Annotated in this window: 14 protein-coding genes; 5 read left to right on the plus strand and 9 right to left on the minus strand. The window is 36.7% G+C overall.

The genetic code is table 11. The features are described 5' to 3' along the window. The first annotated feature begins 51 nt into the window (after nucleotides 1–51). The 4 genes from D1003_RS09845 to fahA all read left to right on the plus strand — a co-directional run bounded on the left by D1003_RS09845 (nucleotide 52) and on the right by fahA (nucleotide 3,701). The gene (locus D1003_RS09845) at nucleotides 52–438 is read left to right on the plus strand and encodes an HU family DNA-binding protein (RefSeq protein ID WP_153936827.1); all 387 of its coding nucleotides are present in this window, start codon (nucleotides 52–54) and stop codon (nucleotides 436–438) included. A 346-nt stretch (nucleotides 439–784) separates the two neighbouring features. Beyond that, nucleotides 785–1,915: a 4-hydroxyphenylpyruvate dioxygenase gene (gene hppD, locus D1003_RS09850; protein ID WP_153936829.1), complete on the plus strand. Its 1,131-nt coding sequence runs from the start codon at nucleotides 785–787 to the stop codon at nucleotides 1,913–1,915. Between the two features lie 61 nt (nucleotides 1,916–1,976). Next, nucleotides 1,977–2,447: a hypothetical protein gene (locus D1003_RS09855; RefSeq protein ID WP_153936830.1), complete on the plus strand. Its 471-nt coding sequence runs from the start codon at nucleotides 1,977–1,979 to the stop codon at nucleotides 2,445–2,447. Between the two features lie 3 nt (nucleotides 2,448–2,450). Further along, the gene (fahA, locus tag D1003_RS09860; protein WP_153936832.1) at nucleotides 2,451–3,701 is read left to right on the plus strand and encodes a fumarylacetoacetase; all 1,251 of its coding nucleotides are present in this window, start codon (nucleotides 2,451–2,453) and stop codon (nucleotides 3,699–3,701) included. A gap of 61 nt (nucleotides 3,702–3,762) precedes the next feature. Here the strand turns inward: fahA and D1003_RS09865 are convergent, their stop codons facing one another. The 9 genes from D1003_RS09865 to D1003_RS09905 all read right to left on the minus strand — a co-directional run bounded on the left by D1003_RS09865 (nucleotide 3,763) and on the right by D1003_RS09905 (nucleotide 14,148). Further along, nucleotides 3,763–4,416, minus strand: a complete 654-nt coding sequence (locus tag D1003_RS09865; protein ID WP_004918451.1) for a DUF2490 domain-containing protein — start codon at nucleotides 4,414–4,416, stop codon at nucleotides 3,763–3,765. 94 nt (nucleotides 4,417–4,510) lie between these two features. After that, entirely contained in the window at nucleotides 4,511–5,896 is a 1,386-nt protein-coding gene (gene lpdA, locus D1003_RS09870; RefSeq protein WP_153936834.1) for a dihydrolipoyl dehydrogenase, read from the minus strand. 157 nt (nucleotides 5,897–6,053) lie between these two features. Further along, nucleotides 6,054–7,352: an ABC transporter permease gene (locus tag D1003_RS09875; protein WP_153936836.1), complete on the minus strand. Its 1,299-nt coding sequence runs from the start codon at nucleotides 7,350–7,352 to the stop codon at nucleotides 6,054–6,056. 6 nt (nucleotides 7,353–7,358) lie between these two features. Beyond that, nucleotides 7,359–8,264, minus strand: coding sequence for an ABC transporter ATP-binding protein (locus D1003_RS09880; protein WP_153936838.1), 906 nt, complete (start codon nucleotides 8,262–8,264; stop codon nucleotides 7,359–7,361). A gap of 111 nt (nucleotides 8,265–8,375) precedes the next feature. Beyond that, nucleotides 8,376–9,491, minus strand: coding sequence for a molecular chaperone DnaJ (dnaJ, locus tag D1003_RS09885; RefSeq protein ID WP_153936840.1), 1,116 nt, complete (start codon nucleotides 9,489–9,491; stop codon nucleotides 8,376–8,378). A 50-nt stretch (nucleotides 9,492–9,541) separates the two neighbouring features. Next, nucleotides 9,542–10,093 carry a nucleotide exchange factor GrpE gene (locus D1003_RS09890; protein WP_153936842.1) on the minus strand — a complete coding sequence of 184 codons (552 nt, stop codon included), beginning with the start codon at nucleotides 10,091–10,093 and terminating at the stop codon, nucleotides 9,542–9,544. Nucleotides 10,094–10,179: 86 nt separating this feature from the next. Continuing rightward, nucleotides 10,180–11,511 (minus strand): Nramp family divalent metal transporter, encoded by a 1,332-nt coding sequence (locus D1003_RS09895; RefSeq protein WP_153936844.1) that lies wholly within the window; start codon nucleotides 11,509–11,511, stop codon nucleotides 10,180–10,182. A 118-nt stretch (nucleotides 11,512–11,629) separates the two neighbouring features. Further along, a complete protein-coding gene (locus D1003_RS09900) occupies nucleotides 11,630–13,078 on the minus strand; it encodes an OmpP1/FadL family transporter (protein WP_153936846.1) in 1,449 nt (482 codons plus the stop codon). Nucleotides 13,079–13,110: 32 nt separating this feature from the next. Next, nucleotides 13,111–14,148, minus strand: coding sequence for a Vitellogenin II precursor (locus D1003_RS09905; RefSeq protein WP_153936848.1), 1,038 nt, complete (start codon nucleotides 14,146–14,148; stop codon nucleotides 13,111–13,113). Between the two features lie 157 nt (nucleotides 14,149–14,305). Between D1003_RS09905 and proS the strand changes: the two genes are divergently transcribed. Continuing rightward, a complete protein-coding gene (proS, locus tag D1003_RS09910) occupies nucleotides 14,306–15,781 on the plus strand; it encodes a proline--tRNA ligase (RefSeq protein ID WP_153936850.1) in 1,476 nt (491 codons plus the stop codon). Nucleotides 15,782–15,804 lie beyond the last annotated feature (23 nt).

Here is a 15,804-nt window from a genome sequence, read left to right on the forward strand (position 1 = left end):
CCAACTAAAACTCTATGCATAAAAAATGTTTAATCTTTAAAAATAGTTATTATGCCTATTAAGTACAATGTAATAGAAAGGGTAAACCCCTCTAAAAGAGATGAGAAAAAGTGGTATGCCAATGCCAAAGCAGATGGCGAAATTACCTTCAAAGCCTTAAGCAAAGAAATCGCCCAAGGCTCCACCACTGTAAGCGATACCGATGTGCTGGCAGTGCTTAATGACCTCACCAAGCTACTATCCAAACACTTGTCCGATGGCAAAATAGTAAGGTTGGGGGATTTTGGTTCTTTTCAAGTCGGTATTTCGTCTAACGGCGAAGACGAAGCCAATAAAGTTACCGCCGCTAGTATTAAGAGTGCTAAAATTCAGTTTCGCCCAGGGGAAGATTTACGCGGTATGCTCTTAACGGCAAAATACGAGAAGTATAGCAAATAGGAACGCCCCTGTTTTTAGATGGAGCGTCTGCCAACCAAAGGTTGGCAGACGCTATTTTTATAGAGATGCTAGCTTAGTATGGCTTTAAGCGGTCTTTGGAGGGGCGTTATGCAAAACCTAGTGAGGTCTTGCTAAAAACGGTGCGAGAAGTTTATAAAAACCTCGCACCGTTTTTATTAAAATCGTGCGAGGTTTTTTGCAATCTCGTGCGAGGTTTTTTCAGAAGGTCTGCAAGGAAAAAATACTTTGATGCATTTGGGATAAATAACGGCAGGTAAAATTTATCCCAAATAACCAAAAAATTGTATCTTGGCTCATCAAAATTAAATGTCTAAAAAGTAAAAATATGTCGGAACTAACATTTGCTGAAAAAATTGCGAAAGCACAAAATTTCTTACCCATCAATGGGACAGATTACATAGAACTTTATGTAGGTAACGCCAAACAAGCCGCTCACTTCTACAAAACAGCGTTTGGGTTTCAGTCCGTAGCTTATGCTGGACCAGAAACGGGCATAAGAGATAGAGCTTCTTATGTCTTACAACAAGGAAAAATCAGATTGGTTTTAACTTCTGGATTAAACTCTAACTCGCCTATCTGTGAACACCAAAAAAAACACGGCGATGGGGTTAAAGTATTGGCACTTTGGGTAGATGATGCCTACGCTGCATTTGAAGAAACCACCAAAAGAGGCGGTAAACCTTATCTGGAACCCGTTACACTTACCGATGAGTTCGGAGAAGTAAGAATGTCGGGCATCTACACTTATGGGGAAACGGTGCATATGTTCGTGGAAAGAAAAAACTACACAGGTCCATTTATGCCAGGATACGAAAAATGGGAAAGCGATTATAACCCTTCAGATGTAGGTTTACTTTATGTAGACCACTGTGTGGGAAATGTAGGTTGGAACAGAATGCTCCCAGTAGTTAAGTGGTACGAAGAGGTGCTAGGCTTTGTTAATATTCTTAGCTTTGATGACACGCAAATCAATACGGAGTATTCGGCGTTGATGTCTAAAGTAATGGCAAATGGTAATGGCTATGCTAAATTCCCAATTAACGAACCAGCCGAGGGTAAAAAGAAATCTCAAGTGGAAGAATATCTAGACTTCTACGAAGGCGAAGGGGTACAACATATTGCAGTCGCTACCAAAGATATTATAAAAACCGTTTCCGAACTTAAAGCTAGAGGGGTAGAGTTTCTATCAGCACCACCAAATGCCTATTACGAAATGGTGCCAGAGCGTGTGGGGCATATAGACGAAGATCTTAAAAAATTACAAGAACTAGGCATCTTAATAGACCACGATGAGGAAGGCTACCTTCTCCAAATATTTACTAAACCTGTGGAAGACCGCCCAACACTCTTCTTTGAAATTATTGAAAGACACGGAGCGCAGAGCTTTGGAGCAGGTAATTTCAAAGCCCTTTTTGAAGCCTTAGAAAAAGAACAAGCGAGAAGAGGTAATCTCTAAAATAGACATCAATACAGTACACACTAATCTGTGTACTGTGTTTTTTAAAATGATATAAATAATGAAAAAAATAATTGCATTAGGCTTTGTTATAGCCTCTTTCGGTATTAAAGCACAAAACTTCGGTACACTTAACGCTATTTTAGACCGTTTAGAAGAAAGGAGAGGCTTTAACCAAGATTTAAGTGGAGTAAGTCTGGACGGAAAAAAATTTGTTTCTATAAAAGATTTTGAAGACAGAACAGAGCGAGAATTTATTGTGTTTACCAATGATAAAGTGAATTATATAGAACTATTAGATGCCAAGTCTGACAATAAAACCTCTTCCAAAGTGTATGATGGTGATTTTATTAGAAAGAAAAACATTGTTTCTATAAGAGCCGATAAATTAGAAGGAAAAAAGATACCTATTGCGGTTACTAAAACCCTAATGCTAAATAGAGAGAAAGAAATTCTCTACCTAATAGACATCAACACAAAACAACGCTGGATAGATGAACAGTCTATCACAAAACAACCTGTAAAAAAATAAACTATGAAATCATTTGTAAATTATAACGAACAGTCCGATTTTTCCATTTATAACATTCCGTTTGGGGTGGCGGTTTTCAATCACGAGTATATTGCTTGTGCTACTAGAATAGGCGATTTGGTAATAGACCTAGCCTCACTTTACGATTATGGCTACTTTGACGATATAGAAGGCTTAACCGAAAATGTTTTTGAAGGCTATACCCTAAACGATTTTATAGAGCTAGGTAAACCTGTAACTACCGTTGTTAGAGAAAGAATACAAGCATTGCTTTTAGAAGGTTCTAAACTTTCTAAAGACGAAAAAGTGATAGAAGAGTGCTTTTATGATTTAGACGAGGTGGAAATGCTAATGCCAGTGCATATCCCTAACTATACTGATTTTTACAGTAGTATAGAACACGCTACTAATGTCGGAAAGATGTTCCGTGACCCAGAAAATGCCCTTTTACCTAATTGGAAGCATATTCCAGTAGGGTATCACGGCAGGGCTTCATCTATTGTAACTTCGGGAGTGGATTTTCATAGACCAAAAGGGCAAATGAAACCTGCGGACGCCAACCAACCAATATTTGGAGCGTCTAAACAGTTAGATTTTGAGCTAGAGATGGCTTTTATAGTTAATAAAAATACAGAAATGGGCGAAAGTATTTCTACCAAAGATGCGGAGGACTCCATTTTCGGAATGGTACTGTTTAATGACTGGTCGGCTAGGGATATTCAGAGTTGGGAGTATGTGCCGCTAGGTCCGTTTTTAGGGAAAAACTTCTGTTCGTCCATATCGCCTTGGGTGGTTACGTTAGAGGCTTTAGAGCCATTTAGAACCACCTCTCCTAAGCAAGAACCAGAGGTGTTACCTTACCTAAAGTTTGAAGGCGATAAAAACTTTGATATTGCTTTAGAAGTTTACCTAACTCCTGAAAATGGAGCGGAGAACCTTATTTGCCAGTCTAATTTCAAATATATGTATTGGAATATGGCTCAGCAGTTGGCACATCACACCATCAATGGTTGTAACGTAGAAGTGGGAGATATGTATGCTTCGGGAACTATTTCGGGTAAAGAACCGAGTAGTTTTGGTTCTATGCTAGAACTTACTTGGAGAGGTCAAAATCCTTTAACGCTTTCAGACGGCAGCGAAAGGAAATTTATAGAAGATGGCGACACCATCACGATGAGAGGCTTCGCTCAAAATGAGCATATTAGAGTAGGCTTTGGTGAAGTAAAAACCAAAGTATTACCTGCTAAATTATAAAATACAATAAGCCGTTTCAAAGTTTTTTTGAAACGGCTTAATTTTATTTACAAGAACGGTATTAAAAGTTAAAAAATGTAATCAAATTTAATTGATTTCTAGACACAGTACTTGTGGACTGATTCATCACCCCAACTTCGGTTCTCACATTTTTAGAAAATCTATATCCTAAACCACCATAAAGCCTGTTTCTATCAAATATATTGTTTTCAGTATTTATAAATATCTCATTATAAGCAGATAAATAGACTGCTTTATCCATCATTTGCTTTTTGTTCAGAGCTACATTAAGACCTATAAAATAACGCAACCTCAACCTAAAATCTTTCTCAAAAAAACGTTGCTCAAACCTATATCTGTGTTGCAAAGATACCGCTCCAAAAGTCTGCCTTGTGATAAACTGCTGATAAATACGATGCTCGTTAAAACTAGTCTTAGTATCGCTGTTTGCCAAATAAGGTTCGCTGTAAATGAATGCTGCACCTAGCAAAATATTATTATTGTTTTCGGTAAGATTATAACCAAGCCCTGTTCTAATGAGTACCTGCTCTGTATCTCCTATAAAATTAAAATTTCTATATTGCACCTCGTGATGCCAATTCCATCGATTATCAATCTTTTTATTTCCAAAATAGATAAACCAATTCCCCAAATTATTGGTTTGCGAAAACGCAACCATAGGTAATAAAAGAATAAATATAAATATCGCTCTCATCTATAAATTTATGTTATAATACAAAAACAAAACACCTCACTAGACTTATCACATCTAGGAGGTGCTATTATTTTATAACTAAAGTTTACTATAATTAAATATGTATTACCTCCCCATAAGCCGCAGCTACTGCTTCCATAACTGCTTCTGACAATGTAGGGTGTGGGTGAACAGATTTCAAAATCTCGTGTCCTGTAGTTTCTAATTTTCTAGCAACTACTGCCTCTGCTATCATTTCGGTAACGCCAGTACCTATCATATGACAACCTAACCACTCACCATATTTAGCATCAAAAATTACTTTTACAAAACCATCTGTATCTCCATTTGCAGTCGCTTTTCCACTAGCAGAGAATGGGAATTTCCCAACCTTAATATCATAGCCTTTTTCTTTGGCTTGTTTTTCGGTAAGACCTACTGAAGCTATTTCAGGAAGGCAATAAGTACACCCTGGAATATTGCCATAATCTATAGTTTCTGTATGTAGCCCTTTAATTTTTTCCACACAGGTAATTCCTTCCGCAGAAGCAACATGAGCTAAAGCTTGAGTAGGAATAATATCTCCTATCGCATAATAACCTGGTACTGAAGTTTGGTACCATTCATTTACTAAAACTCTACCTTTATCTGTTTTAATTCCAACTTCTTCTAGTCCTATGTTTTCAATATTAGCCGTAATACCTACTGCTGAAAGTACCACATCAGCCTCTAACGTTACATTACCTTTAGCTGTTTTTACATTAGCTTTAACGCCGTTACCAGAAGTATCCACAGATTCTACAGAAGCACTAGTCATTACCTCTATACCTGCTTTCTTAAGAGATTTTTCTAAATGTTTAGAAACCTCCTCGTCCTCTACAGGTACGATGTTTGGCATAAACTCCACGATAGTTACTTTAGTCCCCATAGTAGCGTAGAAATAAGCAAACTCTACTCCGATAGCCCCAGAACCTACCACTATCATAGATTTAGGCTGTTCTGGTAAAGAAAGTGCTTGTCTATACCCAATTACTTTTTTGCCGTCTTGAGAAAGGTTTGGCAACTCTCTAGAACGAGCTCCTGTTGCCAAGATGATGTGCTCAGCAGAATATTCTTTTGTAGCACCGTCTTTTTCCACTAAAACTTTTTTACCTTTTTGAACTTTAGCAGTACCGAAGATAACATCTATCTTATTCTTTTTCATAAGGAATTCAATCCCTTTACTCATCTTACTCGCTACACCACGGCTTCTCTGAATTACATTAGGAAATTCAAAACTAGCTTCTACTTTATTAAGACCGAAATCTTCTGCATGGTTGATGTACTTAAACACTTGTGCCGATTTCAATAATGCCTTTGTAGGAATACAACCCCAGTTAAGGCAGATACCTCCTAAGTTTTCCTTTTCTACAATAGCTGTTTTGAAACCTAATTGTGCTGCTCTAATGGCTGTTACATAACCACCAGGACCACTTCCTATAACTATAATATCGTAATTCATTGATTAAAAATTTAGTGCGAATTTACAAAAAATTATTGATATTAAAATTTCTAAAAAAATACATTCCCACACCTCATTCATTTCAAATATTAACTTTAAACAAAAAGCCGAAAGAAAAAATATTCTCTCGGCTTTTTATAATAATTACTCCCAATACTTACGAATGTCTAATCCACTTCCAAAGTTCTTTTAGAGTTGCTTTATTACCGTGCATTAGTATGCCTACACGGTATATTTTTGCAGCAATAAAGACCATCAGTAATGTAGTAATAAATAATAACGCAACCGACAATACCAACTCCCAAATAGGCACTCCAAAGGGTATCCTTGCAATCATAGCTACAGGGGAAGTTAACGGAATCATAGAAAGCCAAAAGCCCATAGGTCCATCTGGATTATTCATAATAGAAATGCTACCATAAAGCCCCAACATCAACGGAATGGTTACAAATAAAGTAAACTGTTGAGTTTCGGTATCGTTATCTACCGCAGAACCGATAGCAGCATAGATAGAACTATAAAAAATATAACCTAAAAGGAAAAACACAAGAAACACCCCAATAATAAGCCCATAATTGAGTTCCAACAAAGTATGAGATATATGAGCCACTACCTCCTGTATATTTTCCATTTGTTCTAGAGTGTTCTCGTTAGGCATTGGACTAAAACTTTGATTAAAAAATACTGCTGCTGTTACCGCCATACCTATCCATATAACAAACTGGGTAAGTGCTACTAAAGTAACCCCTAAGATTTTACCCATCATTAAATCAAATGGTTTAACTGAAGAAATAATAATTTCTACCACACGGTTATTTTTTTCTTCCAAAACGCTACGCATTACCCTTACTCCATAAATCAAAATAAACATAAAAGTAGCGTACATCAGTAGCATACTCAAACCTGATTTTACACCAAACGCAAGGCTATCGTCCTGCTGATGATTATCTAAAACATTGGTGGTTTTAAGTTCAAAAGATTTATCTAAGTCGTTCACTTGAGTTTCGGTGATTCCAAGTGCTTTTATTTTTTCTTTCTTAATGACGTCCGACATAGAAGACGCTAAGGCTTTCCTCACGTCAAAACCTATTTTCTTATTTACCAATAGCTGAGCTTGATTCTGTAATGCTTCATAATCTTGCCCTTGCATAGGTGGAATAATCAACACTCCATCAACAGCTTCAGAAGTCTTTAATCCTTTCTTCAAAGATGCCTCGGTGTTAGGAGATGCATACACAAGAGAAACCTCTTGCGGAGCTTTCATTCGGTTTTCAAACACACCACTTTTATCTATGACAGAAAACTGGTATTCCGTTTCGTTAGCTTTAAACATCAATCCTATAACAGCCCCGAAAACTATCATTAAAATTGGAGCTAGCAAAGTGAGTACAATAAAAGATTTCTTTTTAACCTGAGTAAGAAATTCTCTTTTGGTTATGATAATAATATTTTTCATACGATATTAGTTTTGTACAGCAGTAATGAACACTTCGTTCATACTAGGTATTTTCTCATTAAAACTTCTAATGCTTCCTAACGGCATTAGCTTTGACAACAGCTGGTTTTGTTCGCCTTGATATTTTAGATTAAAACTAATAAGTCCATCTTTTTCTTGCCAATCAGAAGGCGAAAATTCCGACTTAAAGCTTTCCAACAATTCAGAGTTAGAGTGAGCGAGTACGACTTCGTAAACATTTTGTTTGAAACGCTCTCTTACTTCAAACACTTTTCCGTCTAAGATTTTTTTCGAATGATTAACCAACGCTACATAATCGCACATTTCTTCCACACTTTCCATTCTATGTGTAGAAAGTATGATGGTTGTCCCGTTATTTTTAAGATTGATGATTTGGTCTTTGATGAGATTAGCGTTTACAGGGTCAAACCCAGAGAAAGGCTCATCTAAAATAAGTAATTTAGGGCAATGCAACACCGTTACCACAAACTGTATTTTCTGTGCCATACCTTTGGAAAGTTCAGAAAGTTTCTTTTTCCACCATTGGTCTATGTTTAGGCGTTCAAACCAATATTTAGCTTGAGTAAGTGCCTCATTTTTAGACATACCTTTAAGCTCCCCAAAATAGAGAATTTGGTCGCCCACCGTCATATTTTTATAAAGACCTCTCTCTTCTGGCATATAGCCAATCGCCTTAATATGGTGAGGACTTAAAATTTCGTTATCTATAAAAACTTTACCACTATCCGCTTGAGTAATCTGGTTGATGATTCTGATAAAAGAAGTTTTACCCGCTCCGTTAGGTCCTAACAGTCCGTAGATGCTTCCCGTAGGGACTTCTATACTAAAGTCAGACAAAGCTACTTTTCTGCCTGCATCATAGGTTTTTGTAATATGTTCTGCTCTAAGCATTTTTGTATTTTTATTTTAGTTAGTACAAAGAAAAGAGTTTTTGTTACAATTATCCTAATCGCTCATAAAAAAAGAGACCTTTAAAAGTCTCTTTTTATCATTATTGTAATTCTAGTTAAACAAATCTCTCACCTTATCAAAGAATGTTTTTTCTTTCCCTGAAGGTTCAGCTTTCATTTCGCCACTGTTCAGTTGTTTTTCAAAAAATTCTTTCTGTTCCTTTGTAAGATTTTGTGGCGTCCATACATTGATGTGTATAAACATATCTCCCCTACCATAGCTATCTATGCTAGGAAGCCCTTTACCCGCAAGCCGTAGAATCTTACCCGATTGCGTACCTGCATCTACTTTTATTTTAACTTTACCACCTACTATTGGGATTTCTTTAGAAGTACCTAATGCTGCTTCTGCGAAGGAAATATATAACTCTTGATGAAGGTTATCTCCTTCCCTTTTAATGTTTGCATCTTCCTCTTCCTCCACCACCACAAGTAAATCACCTGAAGTTCCGCCGAAAGGTGCGTCGTTACCTTTACCTCTTACACTTAGTTGTATACCATCTCTAGCTCCTGCTGGAATGTTGATACTCACTTCCTCATCAGCCTTAATAAGCCCTTGAGCATTAGCTCCAGCTGGTATTTTATCTGCTACCTTCCCAATACCATTACACGCCCCACAAGTGGTTTGCGTTTGCATCTGTCCAAACATTGTGTTCATCACTTTCATTTGGACACCATTACCGTTACAAGTAGGACAAGTCTTAGAAGTTACCCCAAGGGCAAGTTTCATTTTTTTGATTTTGATGGTTTTCTGTGTTCCATTCATCATCTCCTCTAGGCTTAGCTTGATACGAACTCTAAGGTTAGTACCTCTAGCCTCTTGTCTCCTAGCTCCACCGCCGAAACCTCCAAAATGACCTCCAAAGATATCTCCAAACTGACTGAAAATATCTTCCATATTCATACCGCCACCGAAGCCTCCACCACCGAAGCCTCCGCTGCCACCTACTCCCGCATGACCGTATTGGTCATATCTAGCTCTCTTATTCTCATCGCTGAGAACTTCGTAGGCTTCCGCCGCTTCTTTAAATTTTTCTTCAGCTTCTTTATCTCCTGGATTTTTATCTGGGTGATATTTAAGTGCTTGTCTTCGGTAGGCTTTTTTAATAGCGTCTGCCGTTGCATTTTTTTCTACCCCTAATATCTCGTAGTAATCTCTTTTTGACATTCTTTATTTTAATTTTATAATAAATGAAAGTTTCATTTATAATGTAAGATTTATTGCCCTGTAACTACTTTAGTAAATCTAATGACTCTATCGTACAGCATATATCCAGACTCTATTACATCTACAATTTTACCTTTTAAATCTTCGGTAGGAGCTGGTATTTGAGTAATAGCTTCGTGGAAATCTACATTAAAGTCGTCTCCTGCATTTACCTCTATAGGCTTTAATCCTTTTTCTACCAGTTTATTTTTGAATTTTTGATAGATAAGTTCTACTCCTTTTAAGTCTTCTTCTTTACCTGTTTTTGCTATTTCTTTTAAGGCTCTTTCAAAATCATCTAAAATAGCGAGCATACTCACCATCATATCCTGATTAGCATATTGGAAAAACTCCATTCGCTCTTTAGAAGTTCTTTTTTTATAGTTTTCAAACTCAGCATATAGACGAATGTAACGGTCTTTCTCCTCTGCCAAAAGTTCTTCCGTTGTAGGTTCTTTTGTCAGATTTTCTTCACTGTCAATATTTATATTTTGAGTTTCTTCGTTTAGGCTTTCTTCAGAAACATTAAGTTTTTCTTCGTGCAAATCTTTATTCTCTTCCATTCTTTTTTGGTTTTATTACTCAGATATTGTCAAAGATATTGCCAAATTAAGATTTAGGACAAATTGACAGACCTAAGAAACTTACTCTAACCTATTTCGGTATAAACCAAATAAATATTCAGTACAATAATGATAAGACTAATGATGATAGCGGTGTATTTCAAAAAACCTTGATTAGCAAATGCTCCCATCTTAAGTTTATTATTAGTTAGCATTACCAGCGGTACTACTGCAAAACTCAACTGTAAGGAAAGTATAACTTGACTTAATATTAAAAGGTCAGTAGTTCCTTTTTCACCATAGATAGTAGCGACTATCAACGCTGGTATTACAGCTATCAATCTTGTAATCAATCGTCTTAACCAAGGTTTTAATTTAATATTGATAAAACCCTCCATTACAATCTGCCCAGCCAAAGTGCCTGTAAGGGTTGAGTTTTGCCCAGAAGCCAACAAAGCTATAGCAAACACAATACTAGCGAGGCTCGTTCCTAAAATTGGAGACAAAAGTTGATGAGCGTCTGTAATGTCAGCAACATCTTGATAGCCTGTGTGATGAAATGCCGCCGATGAAATAATAAGTATAGCCGCATTGATTAAAAATGCTAACAACAAAGAAATATTACTATCCAAAGTAGCGAATTTAATAGCTTCCCTCTTCCCCTTATCATCTCTAGAATAGTTTCTAGTCTGTACAATACTGCTATGCAAGTACAAGTTATGAGGCATTACAGTAGCTCCTAAAATCCCTATTGCTATATAGAGCATACTTGGGTTAAACACAATTTCTTTCTGTGGCACTAAACCTTTCAAAATAGGAAACCACTCAGGATTACTTACCACTATTTCGTATAAAAAACAAAAGAAGATAATTGCTATCAAACCACCCACGACACTTTCTAGCCATCTAAAACCTTTGGCTTGAAGCATCAAAATAACAAATACATCTACTACCGTAATGGCTATCCCAATGGTAAGTGGTATCCCAAACAAAAGATTAAGAGCTATGGCAGCCCCTATTACCTCCGCAAGGTCTGTAGCCGCAATGGCTATTTCAGCAAAAATCCAAAGTAGAAAATTAACAGGTCGAGAATAACTATCTCTACAAGCTTGAGCCAAATCTCTTTCGGCAACGATACCTAACTTTAAAGACAAATGCTGTAACAGCATCGCAAAAAGATTAGAAATAAGTACTACCGATAGTAAGATGTATCCAAATTTAGCTCCACCAGCAATGCCTGTTGCCCAGTTGCCTGGATCCATATAGCCTACCGCTACCATCAGCCCTGGACCTACAAATGCTAGAAATTTCTTCCAAAAACCTGCATCTTTAGGCACCTCAATACTAGAAAACGATTCTGATAAAGAATTACCAGAGCGCTCTTTTTTCCACGTTCTATCTTTGAAGTATTTTTTCATTACTCAAACAAAAGTTAGGTAAGACTAACAAAATTATAAAAAATATCTAATTCTACAAAAAAATAAGAGACTACTTAATAATAAGCAGCCTCTTACCTCTATTTAATTATACTTTTTTTTAAAATCTCCAACCTACGGTAAACACAAAGTTATTTCTTACCGTTTTAACATCAGAAACAATGCTATCTTTCTGATATACCCCATCTCCTTCATTAAACACACTATCTCCTACTGGAGAAGCATACTCTCCCGCAAAAAATGGATTAGAGAAGCTAGTACTTGTATTCTGATAAGCCGCATCTACATAGAAAGATTTAAAATTATACCCTAATCCCAAACCTAAAGTTTGTCTGCTAGAAAGATATAAATTATTAAATATTCTACCTGAAGAGAAGCCATTAGTAGCATCAATAACACTTAAAGAAGCGTTAGAAAACGGATTAGACTGATAGGCATAACCTCCTCTTAATCTCCAATTATCCAATCTATATTCCGCTCCTAATCTCAGTTCAGAAGTATTGGAATACACTTTGCTAAAAAACTCATTCAATAGTTTTTCTTCATCCCTCTGTACATTATACTGAGGTTTTGTAACTCCTAAAGTATAATCCACATTTACTGCAAAATTCTTGTTAGCTATATAAGCACCACTCAGAGTGGCTTTCATTGGAGTACTCAATCTTCTATTCTCATTAACTAGTGCCGTTACTACAACTTTATTACCCATATTACCCATATCATAATAGTAATGGTTATAAGCCCTTTCTATATTCCACCAAGTAGGAGACTCTAGTGCTAAACCTACACGGAAATTCTTGTCTATCTTGCCAATAATCCCTGCAGAGATAGCCATACCATCAGAAGACTCTTGGAAAGGAGTTTCCTGTTTTTGGTAAAGCCCCTTAGTACCTGCCGTTTGAGATTGCATTCTAAAAAAATCGCCTTGTTCTATATTCGCCGAATGGAAGTGCACTCCGCCACCTACATACCACTTATGATCGTAATTTCCACCAAATGCGAAGGATAATTTTGAAGTGTGTCCCATTCTATTATAGGCGTGTCCATCGTAGAGTAACACATCTGTTTGTTTATTACCTTTCTCATCTGTATAAGTTGCGATTGCGTTTATAACATGATTTTCAGGGGTTCTAATGTAGCTATCAATATCTTTGGTGCTATAATTAAAACCTAGGTTAATAAACTTCCATTTAGAATTATTACTAGTTTGCATTACAACAACACCTCCTAAATGTCCTAAATTAGCTTTCTTATAAACCTCATCATAAGATTTATTTGCTAAAGTTGAAGTATTTTTATTTCCCAAAGCGTTAAGCGTTCCAGAAAATTCACCTACAATATTTACGGCTACACCCGCAGGGTTAGCATTTATAGAAGAAGCATCACCTCCCATTGCTCCCATTGCACCTGCCATACTCATATATTTTGCAGAACCATTAGGCTGTGTATCAGAATAAACATCTACCGTATTCCTGATTACAGACACATCTTGAGCGTAAAATAAAACTCCAACAGACAGTCCTAACATTGAAAATAATTTCTTATTCATTATTTTATTTTTTCAGTATTCAATTAAACAAATTATCTAAAACCACCTGTTCTAAAACCACCACTAGATCTCACACTACCACCTCCTGAATTTCCAGACCCAAAACCTCCACTTCTACTAGAACCATTACCCCAACTAGAGTTGTTTCTAAATCCATCGTTTCTTGGTATAGATTGTGTACGAGGTGTCGTTCCTCTATCCTGATAATTATAGTTTGGTTCAGCTCTTCTCAATGTTCTTGTTTGAGGCATTGAGTAGCTGTTATTACGGTTAATCCTGTTATCTCCTCTTCCAAAACCTGAGTCTCTAAATCCACCAAAATTTCTTCCTGAATTACTATTGCTATTTGGGTTTCTATAAATTGGATTGTTGAATCCTCCGTTATTATATCTAGTAATACTGTCTACACCACTTCTTCTATAGTTGTACTGACGAGGAGCTACTCCCCAATAAGGATTTCCCCATGCTCCATAGCCACCCCAATATGGGTTACCCCAGCCTGTTCCCCAGTAAGGGTTCCAACCAAATCTTCCACCCCAATAAGGGTTTCTCCAACCCCATCTGTTCCAACCTGATCCCCAGCCTATGCCGAAGCCCATATTCCAACCCCAGCCTGAACTCCAGCCAAAGCCCATATTCCAGCTATTCCAACCGCCAAAACCTCCCCAATAAGGATCCCAGCCAAAACCTGTTCCCCAGAAAGGCGTATTCCAGCCCAAGCCAGTATAGTGTCTTTCAACTCCCGCAAAAGCACCCCAATCTGAATCGGATTGTACAGGAGTATCTGTCCATTCGTGATACTTATTACTTTGATTTTTCTGTAACTGTCTAGAGTTTTCTACTACTCTATAATCATTACTATAATCGTAATAATCTCCTACATTATTACGCTCATTCAAAACTACCCCTTCTGGAATTACATCTTTACTTGGATCATAATAAACCCCATCAGTCTCTGTATACCCTCCTATTTGCGTCCCACAAGAAGCTAACAGAAAACTAACGGAAGTGGCTAATGCCAACCTAACAACCCATTTTCTTTTTAAGAAATTATAATCTATTTTTTTCATAACTTTATGTAGGTTTTATTTATCTTTGTGATTGAATTAAAACAAATATAGCCAAAACTATACCAAAAAATTAAAATTCATAGTGATAATTCAGTGGTTATTTGATAAATGCAAATAACCCTCACAAAATTATTAAATAAAATTTAAACATAAATTTATGGCAAAATTAACATCAAGAAGCGAGGACTATAGCAAGTGGTATAATGAGTTGGTAGTGAGGGCAGATTTAGCCGAAAACTCGGGTGTAAGGGGCTGTATGGTAATTAAACCCTACGGCTACGCTATTTGGGAAAAAATGCGTAACGAACTAGATAAAAAATTTAAAGAAACTGGTCATGAAAATGCCTATTTTCCAATTTTTGTTCCTAAAAATCTTTTTGAAGCAGAAGAAAAAAATGCGGAAGGTTTTGCCAAAGAATGTGCTGTAGTAACTCATTACCGTCTAAAAACAGATCCTGAAAATCCACAAAAACTTATAGTAGACCCAGAAGCTAAACTAGAAGAAGAACTTATTGTGAGGCCTACCTCCGAAGCTATTATTTGGAATACTTACAAGAATTGGGTACAATCTTACAGAGATTTGCCTATCCTCATCAATCAGTGGGCTAATGTGGTAAGATGGGAGATGAGAACAAGACTTTTCTTAAGAACTGCTGAATTTCTATGGCAAGAAGGACATACCGCCCACGCTACCAAAGAGGAAGCTATCGCTGAAACAGAGCAAATGCTAAATGTTTATGCTGATTTTGCTGAAAATTTTATGGCTGTACCTGTGGTAAAAGGTATAAAATCGCCTAGTGAAAGATTTGCAGGTGCAGAAGAAACTTACTGTATAGAGGCGCTTATGCAGGACGGAAAAGCTTTACAAGCAGGAACGTCTCACTTTTTAGGTCAAAATTTCGCTGAAGCATTTGATGTTAAATTCACTAATAGGGAAGGAAAAATAGAGTATGCTTGGGCAACTTCTTGGGGCGTTTCCACAAGACTTATGGGTGCTTTGATTATGTCTCATTCCGATGATAATGGTTTGGTACTTCCGCCATCTTTAGCTCCTATACAAGTAGTTATTGTTCCTATATTTAAAGGCGAAGAACAGCTTAAACAAATAGATGAAGTAGCCTATGAACTACAATCTAAACTAAAAACATTAGGCATTTCCGTAAAATATGATAACAGAGATACCCATAAGCCAGGTTGGAAATTCGCAGAATATGAGATGAAAGGGGTCCCTGTAAGAATAGCAATGGGAGCAAGAGATTTAGAAAACAAAACAGTAGAAATAGCTAGAAGGGATACCCTTTCCAAAGAGGTTAAACCTTTGGATAATATAGAAGTTTATATCCAAGAACTTTTAGAAGAAATCCAAAAAGCTATTTATGACAAAGCTCTTAAATTTAGAAACGAAAACATCACTAAGGTTGATTCTTACGAAGAATTTAAAGAAGTTTTAGAAACCAAAGGAGGCTTTATTTTAGCACACTGGGACGGAACGGAAGAAGAAGAAGAAAGAATAAAAGAAGAAACTAAAGCTACTATCCGTTGCATTCCTCTAGAGGGAGAAAAAGAAGAGGGCGTTTCTATGATTTCAGGAAAACCATCTAAACAAAGAGTGCTTTTTGCTAAAGCCTACTAATTATTATTAACTCATTAAAAATT

It is taken from the genome of Riemerella anatipestifer, from assembly GCF_009663465.1.
Classification (GTDB): Bacteria; Bacteroidota; Bacteroidia; order Flavobacteriales; family Weeksellaceae; genus Riemerella; species Riemerella anatipestifer_C.

Bases quoted from the DNA above. Each gene is read 5' to 3' on its own strand.
- fahA (WP_153936832.1), top strand. From the start codon at position 2,451: ATGAAATCATTTGTAAATTATAACGAACAGTCCGATTTTTCCATTTAT.
- D1003_RS09890 (WP_153936842.1), bottom strand. From the start codon at position 10,093: ATGGAAGAGAATAAAGATTTGCACGAAGAAAAACTTAATGTTTCTGAA.
- D1003_RS09855 (WP_153936830.1), top strand. From the start codon at position 1,977: ATGAAAAAAATAATTGCATTAGGCTTTGTTATAGCCTCTTTCGGTATT.
- D1003_RS09900 (WP_153936846.1), bottom strand. From the start codon at position 13,078: ATGAATAAGAAATTATTTTCAATGTTAGGACTGTCTGTTGGAGTTTTA.
- D1003_RS09880 (WP_153936838.1), bottom strand. From the start codon at position 8,264: ATGCTTAGAGCAGAACATATTACAAAAACCTATGATGCAGGCAGAAAA.
- D1003_RS09905 (WP_153936848.1), bottom strand. From the start codon at position 14,148: ATGAAAAAAATAGATTATAATTTCTTAAAAAGAAAATGGGTTGTTAGG.
- D1003_RS09875 (WP_153936836.1), bottom strand. From the start codon at position 7,352: ATGAAAAATATTATTATCATAACCAAAAGAGAATTTCTTACTCAGGTT.
- D1003_RS09865 (WP_004918451.1), bottom strand. From the start codon at position 4,416: ATGAGAGCGATATTTATATTTATTCTTTTATTACCTATGGTTGCGTTT.
- dnaJ (WP_153936840.1), bottom strand. From the start codon at position 9,491: ATGTCAAAAAGAGATTACTACGAGATATTAGGGGTAGAAAAAAATGCA.
- lpdA (WP_153936834.1), bottom strand. From the start codon at position 5,896: ATGAATTACGATATTATAGTTATAGGAAGTGGTCCTGGTGGTTATGTA.
- D1003_RS09845 (WP_153936827.1), top strand. From the start codon at position 52: ATGCCTATTAAGTACAATGTAATAGAAAGGGTAAACCCCTCTAAAAGA.
- hppD (WP_153936829.1), top strand. From the start codon at position 785: ATGTCGGAACTAACATTTGCTGAAAAAATTGCGAAAGCACAAAATTTC.
- proS (WP_153936850.1), top strand. From the start codon at position 14,306: ATGGCAAAATTAACATCAAGAAGCGAGGACTATAGCAAGTGGTATAAT.
- D1003_RS09895 (WP_153936844.1), bottom strand. From the start codon at position 11,511: ATGAAAAAATACTTCAAAGATAGAACGTGGAAAAAAGAGCGCTCTGGT.